This window comes from Polaromonas sp. CT11-55 (genome assembly GCF_047303325.1).
In the GTDB taxonomy this organism is placed as follows: Bacteria; Pseudomonadota; Gammaproteobacteria; order Burkholderiales; family Burkholderiaceae_C; genus Polaromonas.
On the sequence record NZ_JBKBEX010000001.1, the window covers coordinates 26,432 to 40,528 of the forward strand.

Sequence of the window (14,097 nt, forward strand, 5' to 3'; positions counted from 1 at the left end):
GATCATTGAAGCAATGAACTCTTTGACCCAACCATCTGCTTCAGATTCTTGAGCTTGCGTGGGGCCCGCTCCGTCCAGGCGATTTCGCAGCCATCTTCCAGCGCCTCGTAAATGGGAAGGACTTGCGTGATACCGACCAACTTCCATTGAACGGGGATGCCTTGGGGGCCGCCTTTGTAGGGCTGGGTACTCCCCCGCGCTACTTTGAGTCCCTTCTCATACGCTTCATCGATGGAGGGCGCGTTGACAAGAATCGTGTTTTCCCAGGACATGAACCGCGCTTCGTTGTCATTCTTTCGGGGATCTCCCAACTCGGTGAACCGAAGCAGGTAGGAGACCATGTACCAGTTCACAGGGGATATGTTTTTGTCATACGCCATCTGGGAATTCCTGAGTGTGAGCTTGAGCGCCGCGTCAGGCCGTTGATGGTTGTTTGCTGCCTGCCTCATCAAGGAATCGCAGTGCTGTAGAGGTGAATGGAACCGTGGAATCGTAAATTGGAACGTGGTCGCCGCCAGGAATAATCCATAACTCGGCATCCGGTATGGAACGGTAGAGGCTTACAGGAATCTCAACGGGAAAAAAGGCGTCGCGATCACCGTGCACGACGAGCGTGCGAGCTGTGATGGTTGATAACCTTTGCGCGGTGAAATTCATATCGTCGTAGTTGGCGTGTAACGCGTTGAACTGTGCCATGAGTTGACGAATCTGTTCCTCACCGCGTTTTGCACACTCCCGGTACATTTCCCGCACTTGCTGGGGCATGGTGCCAAACGAAGCTCTGCGCATGATGGCTCGTGCCTGATCGGGGAAATGGGTAGTTGCACTGATTAATACCATTGAGTCGATGCGCTTTGGCTGGCTCGTTGTCATGTGCAGCAGCGTCATTCCGCCGGAGCTCATTCCCATCGCCGAGAACTGCCCGACACCCAACTTGTCGAGCAAGAGGAACACGTCACCGGCCGCCTCCCTATGCGTGAACTTGTTCTCGGGATTGGTGGAATGGCCATGGCCACGCAGGTCCACGACGATCAGCCGATGGCGCTCCGAGAGCTTCGCGGTGAAGGGATGCCAGTTCTGCGCACAGCCGCCAAACCCATGCAAAAGCACCAGGGGTTTTCCGGCACCGTACTCCTCGTAGTACATCTCAATGTTGTTGATTTGAATAGTATGCCCACGAGCGGCCGTCTGTTTGGGAGCGTACGTCGTTGTCATGGGTGTATCTCTCAAATTTTCGGCAAGACGGCTGGTTCGAGCGGTGCCAGTTCGCTACTTCTTGATCTCTGTCCGCAGGTATGCACCCACGGAAGAACTGGAAATATCCGCTTCTGCAGTTAGGCCCCATCTTAGCCAGAACATCCTGCGCCCGGCTTCCACAGTTTCAACCCGGGTTCATCCCGGGACCCGGGACTTACATGCAAGCACTACCGGTGTTTTCCCCTACAACCATGAATAAAAAGGTATGCGTTCCACCCCCGCAAGCACCGCCCAACGACAACCAAAGACGACTCGCCCAAGCCCGCCAACACTGGCAAGATCGGCCCTGGGGCTGGCAGGACCGGACGCGGGCACGCCAGCACAAGGCAGAACTTCCGCGCCCCGGCTGCCGTTAAGCCTTTGGAACAGCCGCGCCGCGGCCAATCCGCCAAACCCCGCAAAGAATGTCTGCATACAGACCTTTCCGGCGCGAAGGCATGGTGGATGTCCCTAAGCTGGCTACGTAGGAACCCTCGTCCCGCCCTCTGATATGGTTGTTGTTGTCGTGCTCTCGCTTACGGAAAAAATCCTTTCTTTCTCAATGACGCCCATCCTGCCAGCCGCCACCGGAAGCGCCCGCCGATGAGCCCGCGCGAGTCCTGGGTCAGCACGCAGCTGGCCCACGCCTTTATGCGGCATGCGCAGCCCACGCTCCATACAGCGGTGCTGGCGATCATGGCGACGGTGGCGCTGCTGTACCGGCATGTGGACCCCTGGGACCTCTCGGTATGGGCGGTGGCGGCAAGCTCCATGACCTTGCTGCGTTATGCCATCCTGCATGCCTACCGCGCGCGCCTGGCGGAGGCCGACGGTGTGGCGCTGCGGGAGTTCATGTCGCTGCACAGCTGGGCCTGGCCCTTGAGCGCGGTGGTCTGGGGCGCGCTGATGTTTGTGGTCTACCACCGGGCGCCCGTGGAGGAACAACTGATCTGCATGCTGATGCTGTCGGGCCTCGCGGCGACGGCGGTGTCTTCGTCGCCGCCGTGTTTGCGCACTTTCTCGGATTATTGCAACGGCCTGGGCGCCTCGGTGCTGGCGGCCTTTGTCTGGCGCATGGACTTTGGGGGCGGCGTGCCCGCCGCGCTGGACACCGGCGCCGAGATGGCGGTGGTGCTGGTCTTCCTGGCGGTGGCGCATGTGACGGGGCGGCGCATGTACCGGGCCCGGCACATCAGCCTGGAGCGGCAGTTCGACCGCCAGGAGCTGATCAAGGCGCTGGAGGAACGCAAGCGCGCGGTGGCGGATGCGGAGGCGGTGCGCACGCGCTTTATCGCGAGCGCCGCGCATGAGCTGCGCCGGCCGGTGCACGCGCTGGGCCTGTATGCCGACTGGCTGACGCTGGAGCCGGAGTTCGCGACGCAGATCGCGCGCAAGATCGCCGATTCGACGCGCAAGATCGACGACCTGTTTGATTCGCTGTTCAGCCTCGCGGGGCTGGACCCGGCGTCGCTGACGGTGCATACGCAGCCGGTGGATTTAGCCGCGCTGATCCACACGGTGGCCGAAGAGCACCTGCCGCTGGCGCGCGAAAAGGGCCTGCGCCTGCGCACACGGGCGGCCTCGGGCCAGGCGCTGTCGGACCCGGTGCTGCTGGCGCGGCTGGTGGGCAGCCTGCTGTCGAACGCCTTGCGCAACACGCACGGCGGCGGCGTGCTGCTGGCGGCCAGGCCGCGGCGCGGCCAGTGGCGCATAGAACTCTGGGACACGGGCGCGGGCATCGCGCACGAACGCCAGCAAACATTCCCGCAAGGCATTCCGCAGCAGGGCACGGCCGAGGGCTTCGGGCTGGAACTGGCGGCGATTTACCGCCTGAGCCAGCTGCTGGGGCATCCGGTGGGGATGGCTGACCGCCAGGGAAAGGGTAGTGTTTTTTGGGTTGAGCTGGCGAGGTACGAGAAGGGGTGATGCCGGGTCTTGCTCCGGCGGGCGCGCCTCCCCCTTCTCTCGTTCTCCTCTCTTCGTCTTTCTGCTTACTCTGCTGAGGCTTGCTGGCCGGGGGTAGCCCGGCAGCTACTCACTTTTCTTTTGCTTCGCCAAAAGAAAAGTAAGCAAAAGAAAAGGCGACCCTACTTGCTGCGTCCCTCCGCTTCGCTGCGGGCAACCTGCGGTGCTCGGTCCAGCCGGGGTCTCGCTAAACTCGCTACGCTGCGCTTCGCTCAAACAACGCGATCCCTGATCCGTCTGGCCCTGCGCTCCTGGGCGCATCCAGAAGGGGTGGGAACAGGAATACCAAACAGCCGAATACAGAAAACCGCAATAGGCTTTCATTCGACAGCGGGTGCGGCCCCTGCATGGCTGGCTGCATATTTCTCCAGCAACACATACAACAGCAAGCCCCCAGCCAAGGGCAAGAGGTAGTACAGCGCCCTGTACGCCAATACGGCTCCCATTAGAGTGCCCTGCTTCACACTCCCCGACAACAGCGCCAGATACACCGCCTCCAGCACCCCCAGCCCACCGGGAATCGGCATGATCACCCCCACGATGGCGGCCGCCATCAGCACGCCCAGCGCCTTGCCGTACTCCACCTGGCCGCCCAGCAGCACGTACATGGCCGCGCCCATCAGCGCCCAGTTGGCGGCCGACAGCAGCAGCTGTATGAGTGCCAGGCCCGGCGAAGGCAATGTCAGCCGCTTGCCGCGTACGCGCCACTCGCGCCCATGCGCGAAGGCGCAGGCCGCCACATAGGCCAGGGCCAGCAAGACCATGGCCGCGCCCAGTACGCGCAATGCCGTCGCGCCTATGTGGGCCTGGCTGGGCGGGGCGATCAGGCCCGCGGCGAACAGGCTGCCCGCCACCAAACCGTAACCCAGCCAGTTGGTCGCCAGGCTCAGGCCCACGATTTGCGCGATGGTTGCTTCGTCGAGCCCCGCGCGGGTGTACAGGCGCGCGCGCAGCGCCACGCCGCCCACCAGCGAGCCCAGGTTCAGGTTGAAGGCATAGCTCGTTACCGCGATCGCCCAGGTCTGCAGGCGCGGCAAGGTGTGGCGCGTGTGGCGCCGGCCTATCAGGTCAAAGCAGCCATACAGCGCATGGCTGGCCGTCGCCAGGCCCAGCACGCCTAGCAGCAGCCAGGGCGAATAACGCCACAGCGCCTGCCAGGCGCCAGCCCAGTCCACCTTGTGCGCATGCGACACCAGCAGGCCCAGCACCACAATTCCCAGCACCGGAAACACCCAGCGCCGCACGCGCGGCCACAGCGAAGTAGCGACGGAGGAAGGGGACGATGAAGAAGGGCTGGCGGAAACAGGCGCCGCGCTGGTGACCATGATGGCTGCATCTTGCCCCGGGGCGGGCGCTGGGCGCCAGACGGTGGCGGCGCTGCTTTTTGTAGGCGCAGACCGACGGGGTGAGGGGCCGGGTCTTGCTCCGGCCTTGCGCGCTCTTCCTCCTCTTTCCTCTGCTGAGAGCGGCTGGCCGGGGGTTGCCCGGCGGCAACTCACTTTTCTTTGTTTCGCCAAAGAAAAGTAAGCAAAAGAAAGGCGACCCTGGTGTCTGCGTCCCCTGCGCTTCGCTCCGGGGCAACCTGCGGTGCTCGGTTCAGGCGGGGTCTCGCTAAACTCGCTTCGCTCAGACAACGCGATCCCTTATCCGCCTGAACCTGCGCTCCTCGGCGCATACACAAGGGGGTGGGATAGGAATACCGAATACAGAAACCCACAAGGACACGCCATGGCGTGTCCTTGTTTGTATTGGTATTGGTTTCTTTGTCTTCTGTCCCCGCTCCCGATTGCCCCGTCCTGGCTGGGCCGAGGAGCGCAGAGACAAGCGGATCAGGGCCGGCGTTGTCTGAGCGAAGCGAGTTTAGCCGGACCCCGCTTGGCTCGAGCACCGCAGATTGCCCCGCAGCGAAGCGCAGGGGACCCAGACTGCGGGTCGCCTTTTCTTTGCCTACTTTCTTTTGGCGAAGCAAAAGAAAGTAGGTCGCCCGCCGGGGCGAGACCCGGCCAGCTGAACCAAGAAGAGGAAGGAGGAGGATGAAGAGGAAGAGCGCGCCCGCCGGAACAAGACCCGACATCAACCCCGCTTGGGAATAGCTAAGCCCTTCACCACCGCCGGCCGCGCCACAAAAGCCTCCAACACCCGCTTCACATTCGGAAAGCCGGCGAACTCAACAAGTTCGCCAGCTTCATAAAACCCAACCAGATTCCTCACCCACGGGAAGGTGGCGATATCGGCGATGGTGTACTCATCGCCCATGATCCAGTTGCGGCCTTGGAGGCGCTGCTCGAGCACGCCGAGCAGACGTTTCGATTCGGCGACATAGCGGTCGCGGGGCCGCTTGTCTTCATACGCCTTGCCGGCGAATTTATGGAAAAAGCCGAGCTGGCCGAACATGGGGCCTATGCCGCCCATCTGGAACATCAGCCACTGGATGGCTTCATAGCGTCCTGCGGCGTCCTGGGGGATGAATTTGCCGGTTTTTTCGGCCAGGTAGAGCAGGATGGCGCCGGACTCGAAGAGGGCCAAAGGCTGACCGCCGGGGCCTTTGGGGTCGATGATGGCGGGAATCTTGTTGTTGGGGTTGAGCGAGAGAAAGGCCGGCGACATCTGGTCGTTGGTCTCAAAACTCACGAGGTGGGGCTCATAGGCCAGGCCGGTCTCCTCGAGCATGATGGAGACCTTGACGCCGTTGGGCGTGGGCAGCGAGTACAGCTGGATTTGGTCCGGGTGCTGGGCGGGCCATTTCTGGGTGATGGGGAAGTCCTGGGGGAAGTTTTTGGCTTGGGTCATGGTGTGTGTGCGGCTGGAAATAAACGACAGCCGCCAAGCGTAGCCCAAGCCGGGCAAACGCGCAGGGCGCCGGTTATTTCCCCGGCCTCCCCGGCTCCCCCCGCCATGGTGTCCAATAAGGGCATGCAAGCCGAGAACCACACCGACAGCCGCCTGACCGAACTCGAGATCAAGGCCAGCTTTGCCGAAGACCTGCTGGAGCAGCTCGACAAAATCATCGTGCGCCAGCAGCAGCAAATCGACGCCCTGCTGCGCGAGGTGGCCGAACTCAAGGCCGCGCCCGTGCGTGACGGCGACATCACCACCACGCGCAGCCTGCGCGACGAGCTGCCGCCGCACTTCTGAGCTGTGGGAAATTTATATCCGCAGATTACGCAGATTTACACAGATGAAGACCCTCAGATGCAAAGTCGCGGGGTGTGAGATTTCGATTAAAACTTCCTGTTTTTAATCTGCGTAAATCTGCGAAATCTGCGGATGAATTTGCATCCCCGGAGTACGCGCACGGGCTACCAGAGGTTTTTGCCGTCTATCACGGCGACGGGCGCTTCGGCGGCATCAAAATCATCGAACAGGCGCGCATTGACGCCTATGCGGCGGGTGCTGCCGTCCCAGCTGCCGTCCATCTCAAAGGCAGGGCTGTCGGAGTAGGTGGAAACACCGCACTTGGCACAGAAGTGGTGGTCCACGAGCTTGGTCTGCCAGCGGTAAACCGCGTCGGCGTCCTCGGGGGTGGTGACGTGGAACTGTTCCGGCGTGTAGTAAGCGAGCAGCGCGCCGCGCCTGCTGCAGAACGAACAGGTGCAGCGCGTGAGCTGGGCCGGCATTTCGCCGTCTATGCGAAAGGCGTTTTTGCCGCAGTGGCAGCTTCCGGTAATGGTCGCCATGGGCCCTCTCCTGCCGTGGACCGGGCCGCCTCAGGCAGCGGCCATGAGTTCCTGTTTGCGGGCGCTGATCTGCGCGCCCAGCTCGGTCATGTCCAGCTGGGTGGCGCGGGCCTTGGGGAAGATCTCGTTCTGCTCTTCCTTGACGTGGTGCTTGACGTATTCGGACATGACCTTGATCTTGGCGTCAAACATTTCGCCGTCGGGCTCCAGGCCCTCGACCTGGGCGATCAGGTCCTTGAGGGTGGCGTGCTCGACGCTGGCCTCGGGAATCAGCTCATGGTCCTTGAGGGCGGCCTTGACGGCGGGGTAGAAAATTTCTTCCTCGACCTGCGCATGCACCGTGAGCTCCTTGCAGATCTGGGTGACCAGTTCCTTCTTTTTGGCGGGGGAGCGGCTTTTTTCGTACTGATCAAAGAGCTCGCTGACCAGCTTGTGGTCGGCCCTGAGCATGGCGGTGGCTTCCTTGTGCACGGGTGTGGCCTTGGTGGTGGGCATGGTGTTTCCTTCAGTTTGGTAATTGGGATTGGTTGCAACCCGGGGCGGGCTGTTACGCGATTCTTGGAAGGCGGCCGCTACCTCGGGGTAGGCCAAGCCTGCCAGCGCATGTAGGAAACGGCGCGCCGCGGCGACGACGGCCTTGGCCCTGCGGCCTAGCCCGGTGAATTGGCGGGCGAGGGTTCGCCGGCACCGCCCGGGGCCGCGCCGGGCCTGAGCAGCACGGCGCCCAGCACAGCGGCCACGGCCGCGAAGATCGCACCGATCACAAAGGCCAACTGGTAGCCGCCGTTGAGCGCCGCGGTCGCCTCCAGCCCCGCGGCGCCCAGCGACGTGGTGCGCGCGGCCGCCAGGCTGGCCAGCACGGCCAGGCCCAGGGCGCCGCCCATCATGAAGGAGGTGTTGACCACGCCCGAGGCGATGCCCGATTCGCTGGGGTCCACATCGCTCATGGCGGCCAGCAGCACGGGGTTGAAGGCCATGCCGGCGCCCAGACCCAGCAGCAGCATGCCGGGCAGCGCATCGGTCACGAAGTTACCGGCCACGGGCGCGCGCGCGAACAGCGCCAGGCCCACGGCGGCCAGCAACAGGCCAGCGGCCAGGGGCGCACGTATGCCAAAGCGCATCACAATTTTGGCCGACAGGCCCAGCGAGAACGCGGCCATGATGAGGTTGGCCGGCAAGAAGCCCAGGCCCACCTGCATGGCACTGTAGCCCAGCACCAGTTGCATGTAGAGCGCCGAGATGAAGAACCAGGCGAACATGGCGGCCGCCCAGAGCACACCCGCCACATTGGCGGTGGCGACGTTGCGCAGACGGAACAGGCCCAGCGGCATCAGCGGCGTCTGCACTTTGGATTCAATCGCCAGGAAGACGGCCATGAGCAGCGCGGCCGCGCCCAGCAGGCCCAAGGTCTGGCCCGAGAGCCAGCCGGCCTCGTTACCGTTGACGATGCCGTAGACGGCCAGCATCAGCGAGCTCGTGACGGTGACGGCGCCGCCCACGTCAAGCCTGGCGCCGGTGACCTGGCCCTTGCCGCCGGGCAGCAGCAAGAGGCACAGCGCGAAGACCGCGCCGCCTATGGGCAGGTTGACCAGGAAGATCCAGTGCCAGCTCAACGAGTCGGTGAGCACGCCGCCCAGCAGCACGCCTATGCTGCCGCCGCCGGCGCAGACAAAGCCGTAGACACCCATGGCCTTGGCACGCTCGGCCGGCTCGGTGAAGAGGTTCATGATGAGCGAGAGCGAAATCGCCGACACCACGGCTCCGCCCAGGCCTTGAACCGCGCGCGCGACGACGAGCAGCGCCTGTGAGTTGGCGAGGCCGCAAGCCAGCGAGGCCAGGGTAAAGAGGCTGAGCCCCGCAAGAAACAGCCGGCGGTGGCCGTAGAGGTCGCCGAGCCGGCCGCCCAGCAGCAAAAAGCCGCCGAAGGTCAGCATATAGGCATTGACGACCCAGACCAGCGAGGTTTCGGTGAAATGCAGGTCGGTGCGTATGGAAGGCAGGGCGACGTTGACGATGGTGGTGTCGAGCACGATCATCAGCACCCCGAGGCACAGCACCATCAGGGCCCACCAGCGCTTGCGGCTGTCCATGTGTTGTCTCATGGGCGATTTCTCCTCTGCTTTTTACTTACATGAATGCTTCAAGTTTTATCCACAGATGACGCAGATTTGCGCAGATTGAAGGCAAGGTGTTTGTACTCAAGGCTTCACCCCTGTCCCCTACGTCGATTCACGGCTTTACATTATGATTTTTTTCTTATCTGCGTACATCCGCGAAATCTGCGGATCAGCTTCTTCTGTGGATCTAGCTTTATCCGCAGAACTCCGAAAATGCGGTTCTCACCTATGTCATGCGGCGCCGGCCTCGGCGTGGCAACAGGCCGGGGCGACCTGGGCCGTGGGCTCAGCCGCGCCGTATTTGTCATGGTGGCGCACCCAGGCCATGGGAAAAGGCAGGCCGTCCTCGTCGCGCCCTTTGGGCGTGAGGTCCATGTAGTGGTAAGTGCCCACCAGGGCGTCCGCGCCGCGGGCGTAGCTTGAATAGGTGTGGAAGAGATTGCCCTGGCCGTCGCGCGCGAACACGCTGATGCCGTGCAGGTCCTCCATGTTTCCGACGTCTTCCATGCGGTAGTTGTAGTCGACCTTTCCGCCGGCGAGTGCTTCGGGCGTGAAGGAGACGTGGTAGTCGTAGTTGAAATCGCTTCCGGAAGACGACACCCACTTGAAGCGCCAGCCCATGCGCCGCTTGAAGGCGGCGAGCTTGTCCAGCGGCGCGCGCGAGACCACGGCCAGCGTGATGCCGCGCGCGGCCAGGTGCGGCAAGGCGCCGTCGACGTGGTCCGCCAGAAACGAGCAACTGGGGCAGCCCTCTTTCCAGTCCGGGCCGAACATGAAGTGGTAGACGATGAGCTGGCTGCGCCCTTCAAACAGACCGGCCAGGCTTTCGGGGCCGTTCGGGCCGTGGAACACATAGGCTTTGTCGACCGGCACCCAGGGCAGGCGGCGGCGCTCGGCGCTCACCAGGTCGCGCTGGGCGGTGAGCTCTTTTTCGCGGGCCAGCAGCAGGCGGCGCGCGGCGAGCCATTCCTCTCGGGACACGATGGCATGCATGGCGGGGTTGGTATTCACGGGCGTGGCTCCTTGATCAACGGTTGAGGATGTGCAGGATGTTGCCGTCCGGTTCCTTGAACCAGGCGCCCTTGAAGTCGCCGGCCACATGGGCGTCGCCCTGCAGCGCCATGCCGGGCAGGTCGTAGTGCTCAAATACCACGCCCTTGGCCTTGAGTGCTTTCATGATGGCGTCGAACTCATCGCCCACGCCCCAGGTGCAGGCGGTGGCCCGGTTGCTGCCGGCGAACTGCGAGACATAGACGACAAGGGTGGCGGTGCCGCTCTGGTAAATGAGCACGCCCTCTTGCGCGCTTTGCAGCGGCGTGAGACCCAGTTTGCCTTCATAGAAGCTGCGGGCGGCGGCCAGGTCCTTGACGGCGATGGTGGGCATGGCGTTTCGGTTGGCGAGCATGGTGGACTCCTTTCTGGGTGATGCGCTCCAGGCGGCGGACGGCGCGGACTATGCAGCGGGGAAAAGCTTGTCGAGTTTGAGGAAGGCGCCGGCCCAGCCCTGGTTGTGGCTGTCGCGCGCGGCCTGGTCGAAGAATTTTTCGTGCATGAACACAAGCTCGGTGCCGCCGCCCGAGGGCCGCAGCGTGACGGTGACCCGCGACACGCGTTCGGGCGTGCTCTGCCAGCCCCAGTCGAACACCAGCTTGTGAGGCGGCTCCACTTCAAGGTAGGTGCCGCTCACGTTGTGAGTCTCCTGGCCCGGCACACCGAAGCGGATGTGGTAACGCCCGCCCACGCGCACGTCCATCTCGGCCAGGGTCACCACGCCGGCCGGGTCGGGCCCGAACCATTGCGCTAGCGCTTGCGGGTCGGTCCACGCGCGCCAGACTTTTTCGCAGCTGGCGGGGTAGTGCCGGGTGAAATTGACGGAGGTCGGCTTGCCTTGCGTTGCGCTTTTTTCCATGGCGGGTTCAGCTCCTCTTGGTGGTACAGGTAGCGGCCCAACGCGTCGAGGCGCTCGGACCAGAACTTCTCGTAACGGGACAGCCACATGGCGGCCTCCTGCATGGGCTCGGGCGACAGGGCCAGGTTGACGACACGCCCATCCTTGGCGCGGGTCACCAGGCCGGCATCCTCGAGCACGCGCAGATGCTTCATGAAGCCGGGCAAAGACATGCCGTGCGGCTGGGCCAGCTCGCCGACGGAAAGATGGCCGCGCTCCAGGTCTTGCAGTACCTTGCGGCGTGTCGGGTCCGCCAGCGCGGCGAACACGGCGTTGAGGGCTTCATCGGCATTGTCTTGATACTTAACCATTTAGCTTAGTATTAGACAGGCCACCTGCCTTGTCAACCCGGCTTCATCGGGAAAGATGTTTTTTTGTGTGAGCGCGCCTGGCGCGGGCGTGCAAAGAAGTGTGTCGGGCGCGCACGCGCAGGTAAAGCGGCGCAACACCCTGCAAGAACACTGGTATTGAGGGCGGGGTTAGCATCCAATGATGACTATGACGTATCACTCAATGACGTATCACCACAGAGGAAGCCCATGAAGCAGCCCACGACAAAGACCATCCCCACCCACGCGCCTTCCAGCCTGGCCCGGCCCCGCATGGTGATGCTGGGGTCTTTGCTGGCCCTGGCCGCCGCGGCCGCCCTGCTGGCCACGCAGGCGCAGGCCCAGACTGCGCAGCCGGCGGCGGCGGCCTCCGCGCCTGCGGCGGTCGCCAAGTACGACAGCAAGGACCTGGAGCGCGCCTTCAAGTTCATGGACAAGAACGGCGACGGCAAGGTCAGCCGCGACGAGGCCTCGAACTTTCGCGGCGTCTCGAAACACTTTGACGAGGCCGACCTCAACAAGGACAACTTTCTCTCGCGCGAAGAATTCGACAACGCGATGAACCAGAGCCGGCAACCCTGAGGAAACCTTCGCCCATGAAAAAAGCCGTGCGGTTTGCAGCCGCACGGCTTTTGTTTTTCTGAACGCTGATTGCGATCAGTTCTTGAGCTTCACGTTCCAGAAGAAAGGCCACAGCGCGGGCTGGTAGTTTTCGAGTTTGGTGGACTTGGCCGACAGGCTGTTGAACTTGCCGATGTCGATGTAAGGCACTTCGTCGTACACCAGCTGCTGCACCTTGCCCCACAGCGGCGCGCGCTTGGCGGGAACCGGGGTGTGGTTGAACTCAAGCAGCGCGGCCTGCTTGCCCGGGGTGTTCCACCAGCCGGGCGCGCCGTCGCCGAGCTGCGGCGGCGAGAGCATGGGTTCGGGCAAGAGGCCCGAGTGCGTGACGTAGATGTCCCAGGCGGCGGAGTCGTTGCGGCGCTGCACCAGCGTGGACCAGTCGACCACGGTGAGCTCGGCCTTGATGCCGGCGCGCTTGAGTTGCTCGGCCATGACCACGGCCATGTTGTAGTGGAAGTCGTACTGGCGGCTGGTGAGGATGCGCACGGTCTCGCCCTTGTAGCCGGCGGCCTCGGCCAGGCCCTTGGCCTTGGCGGGGTCGCGCTGGTTGTAGTTCTCGGCGCCGGCGGCGGAGTAATACGGCGAGCCCTGCGGGAAGTGGTTGGCCTCGGCCGTGAAGAAGCGCGTGTCGCCGAAACCGGCGGCCATCATTTCACCGGGGCCAATGGCGGTCTGGATCGCCTGGCGCATGCCCTTGTTGGCGTTGATGCCCTCGCGGGTGTTGAACACCAGGTAAGGAAAACCGAAGGCCGGCGTGATCACGGGCGCGGCGCGGCCGCCGGATTTTTCGAGGCGGGCCAGCGCGTCTATGGGCAGCAGGTCGGCGAAGTGGAACTGGCCGGACAAGGCGCCTTCGACGCGCGTGCCGGGCGTGGGCACGGGGATAAAGCGCAGCTCCTCGATAAAGGCCTCGCGCTTGCCGCCGTAGCCGTTGGCCGGCTCCTTGCGCGAGGTGTAGCCGTCAAAGCGCGTGAGCACCACGAACTGGTCGGTGCGCCGCTCCTTGAACTTGTAGGGGCCTGTGCCTATGAAGTCGCGCAGCGGAATCTGCACGGCCTCCTTGGCCATGATGGCGGCCATGCCGCTGGGAAGGGCCAGTTGCGCGAGCAGCGGCGCGTAAGGCGCCCTGAGCGTCAGCTCCACCGTGAGCGGGCCGGCGGCCTTCAAATCGACGATTTCCTTGCCCACGGCCTTGCCGCGCGGCGCCTCCTTGATCCAGCGCTTGAGGCTGACAACCACGTCCTCGGCGTCGAGCGCGCGGCCCGAGTGCAGCTTCACGCCCTTGCGCAGCGTGATGGTGACCACCTTGCCGTCGGCCGAGAAACGCGGCATGCCTTCGGCCAGCATGGGCACGACATTCCATTTGGCGTCAAAGGTGTAGAGCGGCTCGTACACGTGCTGCATGATGGTGCCGACCAGGTCGGTGGTGGCCTGCATGGGGTCCAGCGAGGGCGGTTCACCCACCATGGCCAGGTTGGCTACGGAGGCCGGCGCCTGCGCCAGCGCGGGGGCGGCGCCCTGCAGGGCGGCCATCAGGCCAAAAACCAGAGCCGGCAGCAGCCGGCGCGTATGCAGGCGATGGTTAACCATAAAGCGCTCCTAAGTGAAATTAATTTTCAGAATCAGTAGGATATTTGGGTAAATGTGAGTTTATGTAAGTGAATACCCTGGGTGGCGTGCGTTTATTCTGAAATTAAATTTCCAATCAGAGGAAAGATTGCGTTCGCAGCCGCTAAACCCCGCAGGCTGGGCCGCTGCATGCCCGGGGCGTGGCAATTTGTTCCAGACCGCGAGGCTGTCGGTCTATAGACTGGCCGCATTCCCCCTTCTTCAGGAGCCGGCATGGCCATTCACGAACTGTTTGCGTACATCCACGTCAGCACCACGCTGATGCTGTCGGACGAGTTCCCGGAATACGGCACTGCAGCTCCCGCACAGGGCAAGCCGGTGAGCGTGACCCTGCACCTGCATGTCGACGACTGCGACGCGGTGATCGCCCGCGCGCCGCAAGCCGGTGCCACGCTGGAGATGGCCGCGCAGGACCAGTTTTACGGCGAGCGCTCGGGCAGCTTTCGCGATTCCTTCGACCACCGCTGGAGCGTGGGCCACAGCATTGAGACGCTGACGCCCGAGGAGATGCAGCGCCGCTACACCGCGCTGCTGGAATCGGAATCGCCCGGCGCCTAGTAGTGGTCAGCGGC

General features: G+C 63.5%; 16 protein-coding genes. 4 read left to right on the top strand and 12 right to left on the bottom strand.

All coding sequences use genetic code 11. From position 1 onward, the window contains the following. Positions 1–2 precede the first annotated feature (2 nt). Both ACEN8I_RS00145 and ACEN8I_RS00150 read right to left on the bottom strand, forming a co-directional pair. The gene (locus ACEN8I_RS00145) at positions 3–380 is read right to left on the bottom strand and encodes a DUF4288 domain-containing protein (protein WP_413325068.1); all 378 of its coding nucleotides are present in this window, start codon (positions 378–380) and stop codon (positions 3–5) included. Positions 381–414: 34 nt separating this feature from the next. Then, on the bottom strand, positions 415–1,215 hold the full coding sequence (locus tag ACEN8I_RS00150; protein ID WP_413325070.1) for an alpha/beta fold hydrolase: 801 nt from the start codon (positions 1,213–1,215) through the stop codon (positions 415–417). 624 nt (positions 1,216–1,839) lie between these two features. Here ACEN8I_RS00150 and ACEN8I_RS00155 point away from each other — a divergent pair. After that, on the top strand, positions 1,840–3,162 hold the full coding sequence (locus ACEN8I_RS00155; protein WP_413325072.1) for a sensor histidine kinase: 1,323 nt from the start codon (positions 1,840–1,842) through the stop codon (positions 3,160–3,162). 359 nt (positions 3,163–3,521) lie between these two features. Here the strand turns inward: ACEN8I_RS00155 and ACEN8I_RS00160 are convergent, their stop codons facing one another. Further along, positions 3,522–4,526 (bottom strand): lysylphosphatidylglycerol synthase domain-containing protein, encoded by a 1,005-nt coding sequence (locus tag ACEN8I_RS00160; RefSeq protein ID WP_413325074.1) that lies wholly within the window; start codon positions 4,524–4,526, stop codon positions 3,522–3,524. Between the two features lie 748 nt (positions 4,527–5,274). Then, on the bottom strand, positions 5,275–5,991 hold the full coding sequence (locus ACEN8I_RS00165) for a glutathione binding-like protein (RefSeq protein ID WP_413325077.1): 717 nt from the start codon (positions 5,989–5,991) through the stop codon (positions 5,275–5,277). Positions 5,992–6,096: 105 nt separating this feature from the next. On the opposite strand from ACEN8I_RS00165, the gene ACEN8I_RS00170 reads away from it, so the two are divergent. Beyond that, on the top strand, positions 6,097–6,336 hold the full coding sequence (locus ACEN8I_RS00170) for a SlyX family protein (RefSeq protein ID WP_413325079.1): 240 nt from the start codon (positions 6,097–6,099) through the stop codon (positions 6,334–6,336). A 164-nt stretch (positions 6,337–6,500) separates the two neighbouring features. On the opposite strand, the gene ACEN8I_RS00175 is transcribed toward ACEN8I_RS00170, so the two are convergent. From ACEN8I_RS00175 to ACEN8I_RS00205, 7 genes are all read right to left on the bottom strand, one after another. Then, complete coding sequence (locus ACEN8I_RS00175; RefSeq protein WP_413325081.1) at positions 6,501–6,878, bottom strand: GFA family protein; 378 nt, start codon at positions 6,876–6,878, stop codon at positions 6,501–6,503. A gap of 30 nt (positions 6,879–6,908) precedes the next feature. Beyond that, positions 6,909–7,373: a hemerythrin domain-containing protein gene (locus tag ACEN8I_RS00180; RefSeq protein ID WP_413325083.1), complete on the bottom strand. Its 465-nt coding sequence runs from the start codon at positions 7,371–7,373 to the stop codon at positions 6,909–6,911. A 155-nt stretch (positions 7,374–7,528) separates the two neighbouring features. Beyond that, positions 7,529–8,980, bottom strand: a complete 1,452-nt coding sequence (locus ACEN8I_RS00185) for a DHA2 family efflux MFS transporter permease subunit (protein WP_413325086.1) — start codon at positions 8,978–8,980, stop codon at positions 7,529–7,531. Positions 8,981–9,226: 246 nt separating this feature from the next. Beyond that, positions 9,227–10,006, bottom strand: coding sequence for a DUF899 domain-containing protein (locus ACEN8I_RS00190; RefSeq protein ID WP_413325088.1), 780 nt, complete (start codon positions 10,004–10,006; stop codon positions 9,227–9,229). 16 nt (positions 10,007–10,022) lie between these two features. Continuing rightward, positions 10,023–10,400 carry a VOC family protein gene (locus ACEN8I_RS00195; protein WP_413325092.1) on the bottom strand — a complete coding sequence of 126 codons (378 nt, stop codon included), beginning with the start codon at positions 10,398–10,400 and terminating at the stop codon, positions 10,023–10,025. A 48-nt stretch (positions 10,401–10,448) separates the two neighbouring features. Continuing rightward, positions 10,449–10,904 (bottom strand): SRPBCC family protein, encoded by a 456-nt coding sequence (locus ACEN8I_RS00200; protein WP_413325095.1) that lies wholly within the window; start codon positions 10,902–10,904, stop codon positions 10,449–10,451. Then, positions 10,796–11,254, bottom strand: coding sequence for an ArsR/SmtB family transcription factor (locus ACEN8I_RS00205; protein ID WP_413325097.1), 459 nt, complete (start codon positions 11,252–11,254; stop codon positions 10,796–10,798). Before ACEN8I_RS00205 ends, ACEN8I_RS00200 begins: the two co-directional genes overlap by 109 nt. Before the next feature lie 228 nt (positions 11,255–11,482). Here ACEN8I_RS00205 and ACEN8I_RS00210 point away from each other — a divergent pair, with 228 nt between their 5' ends. Beyond that, complete coding sequence (locus ACEN8I_RS00210) at positions 11,483–11,854, top strand: EF-hand domain-containing protein (RefSeq protein WP_413325099.1); 372 nt, start codon at positions 11,483–11,485, stop codon at positions 11,852–11,854. Positions 11,855–11,929: 75 nt separating this feature from the next. Here the strand turns inward: ACEN8I_RS00210 and ACEN8I_RS00215 are convergent, their stop codons facing one another. Further along, positions 11,930–13,486: an ABC transporter substrate-binding protein gene (locus tag ACEN8I_RS00215; RefSeq protein WP_413325101.1), complete on the bottom strand. Its 1,557-nt coding sequence runs from the start codon at positions 13,484–13,486 to the stop codon at positions 11,930–11,932. 252 nt (positions 13,487–13,738) lie between these two features. Between ACEN8I_RS00215 and ACEN8I_RS00220 the strand changes: the two genes are divergently transcribed. Further along, the gene (locus tag ACEN8I_RS00220; RefSeq protein ID WP_413325103.1) at positions 13,739–14,083 is read left to right on the top strand and encodes a VOC family protein; all 345 of its coding nucleotides are present in this window, start codon (positions 13,739–13,741) and stop codon (positions 14,081–14,083) included. Positions 14,084–14,097: the final 14 nt, after the last annotated feature.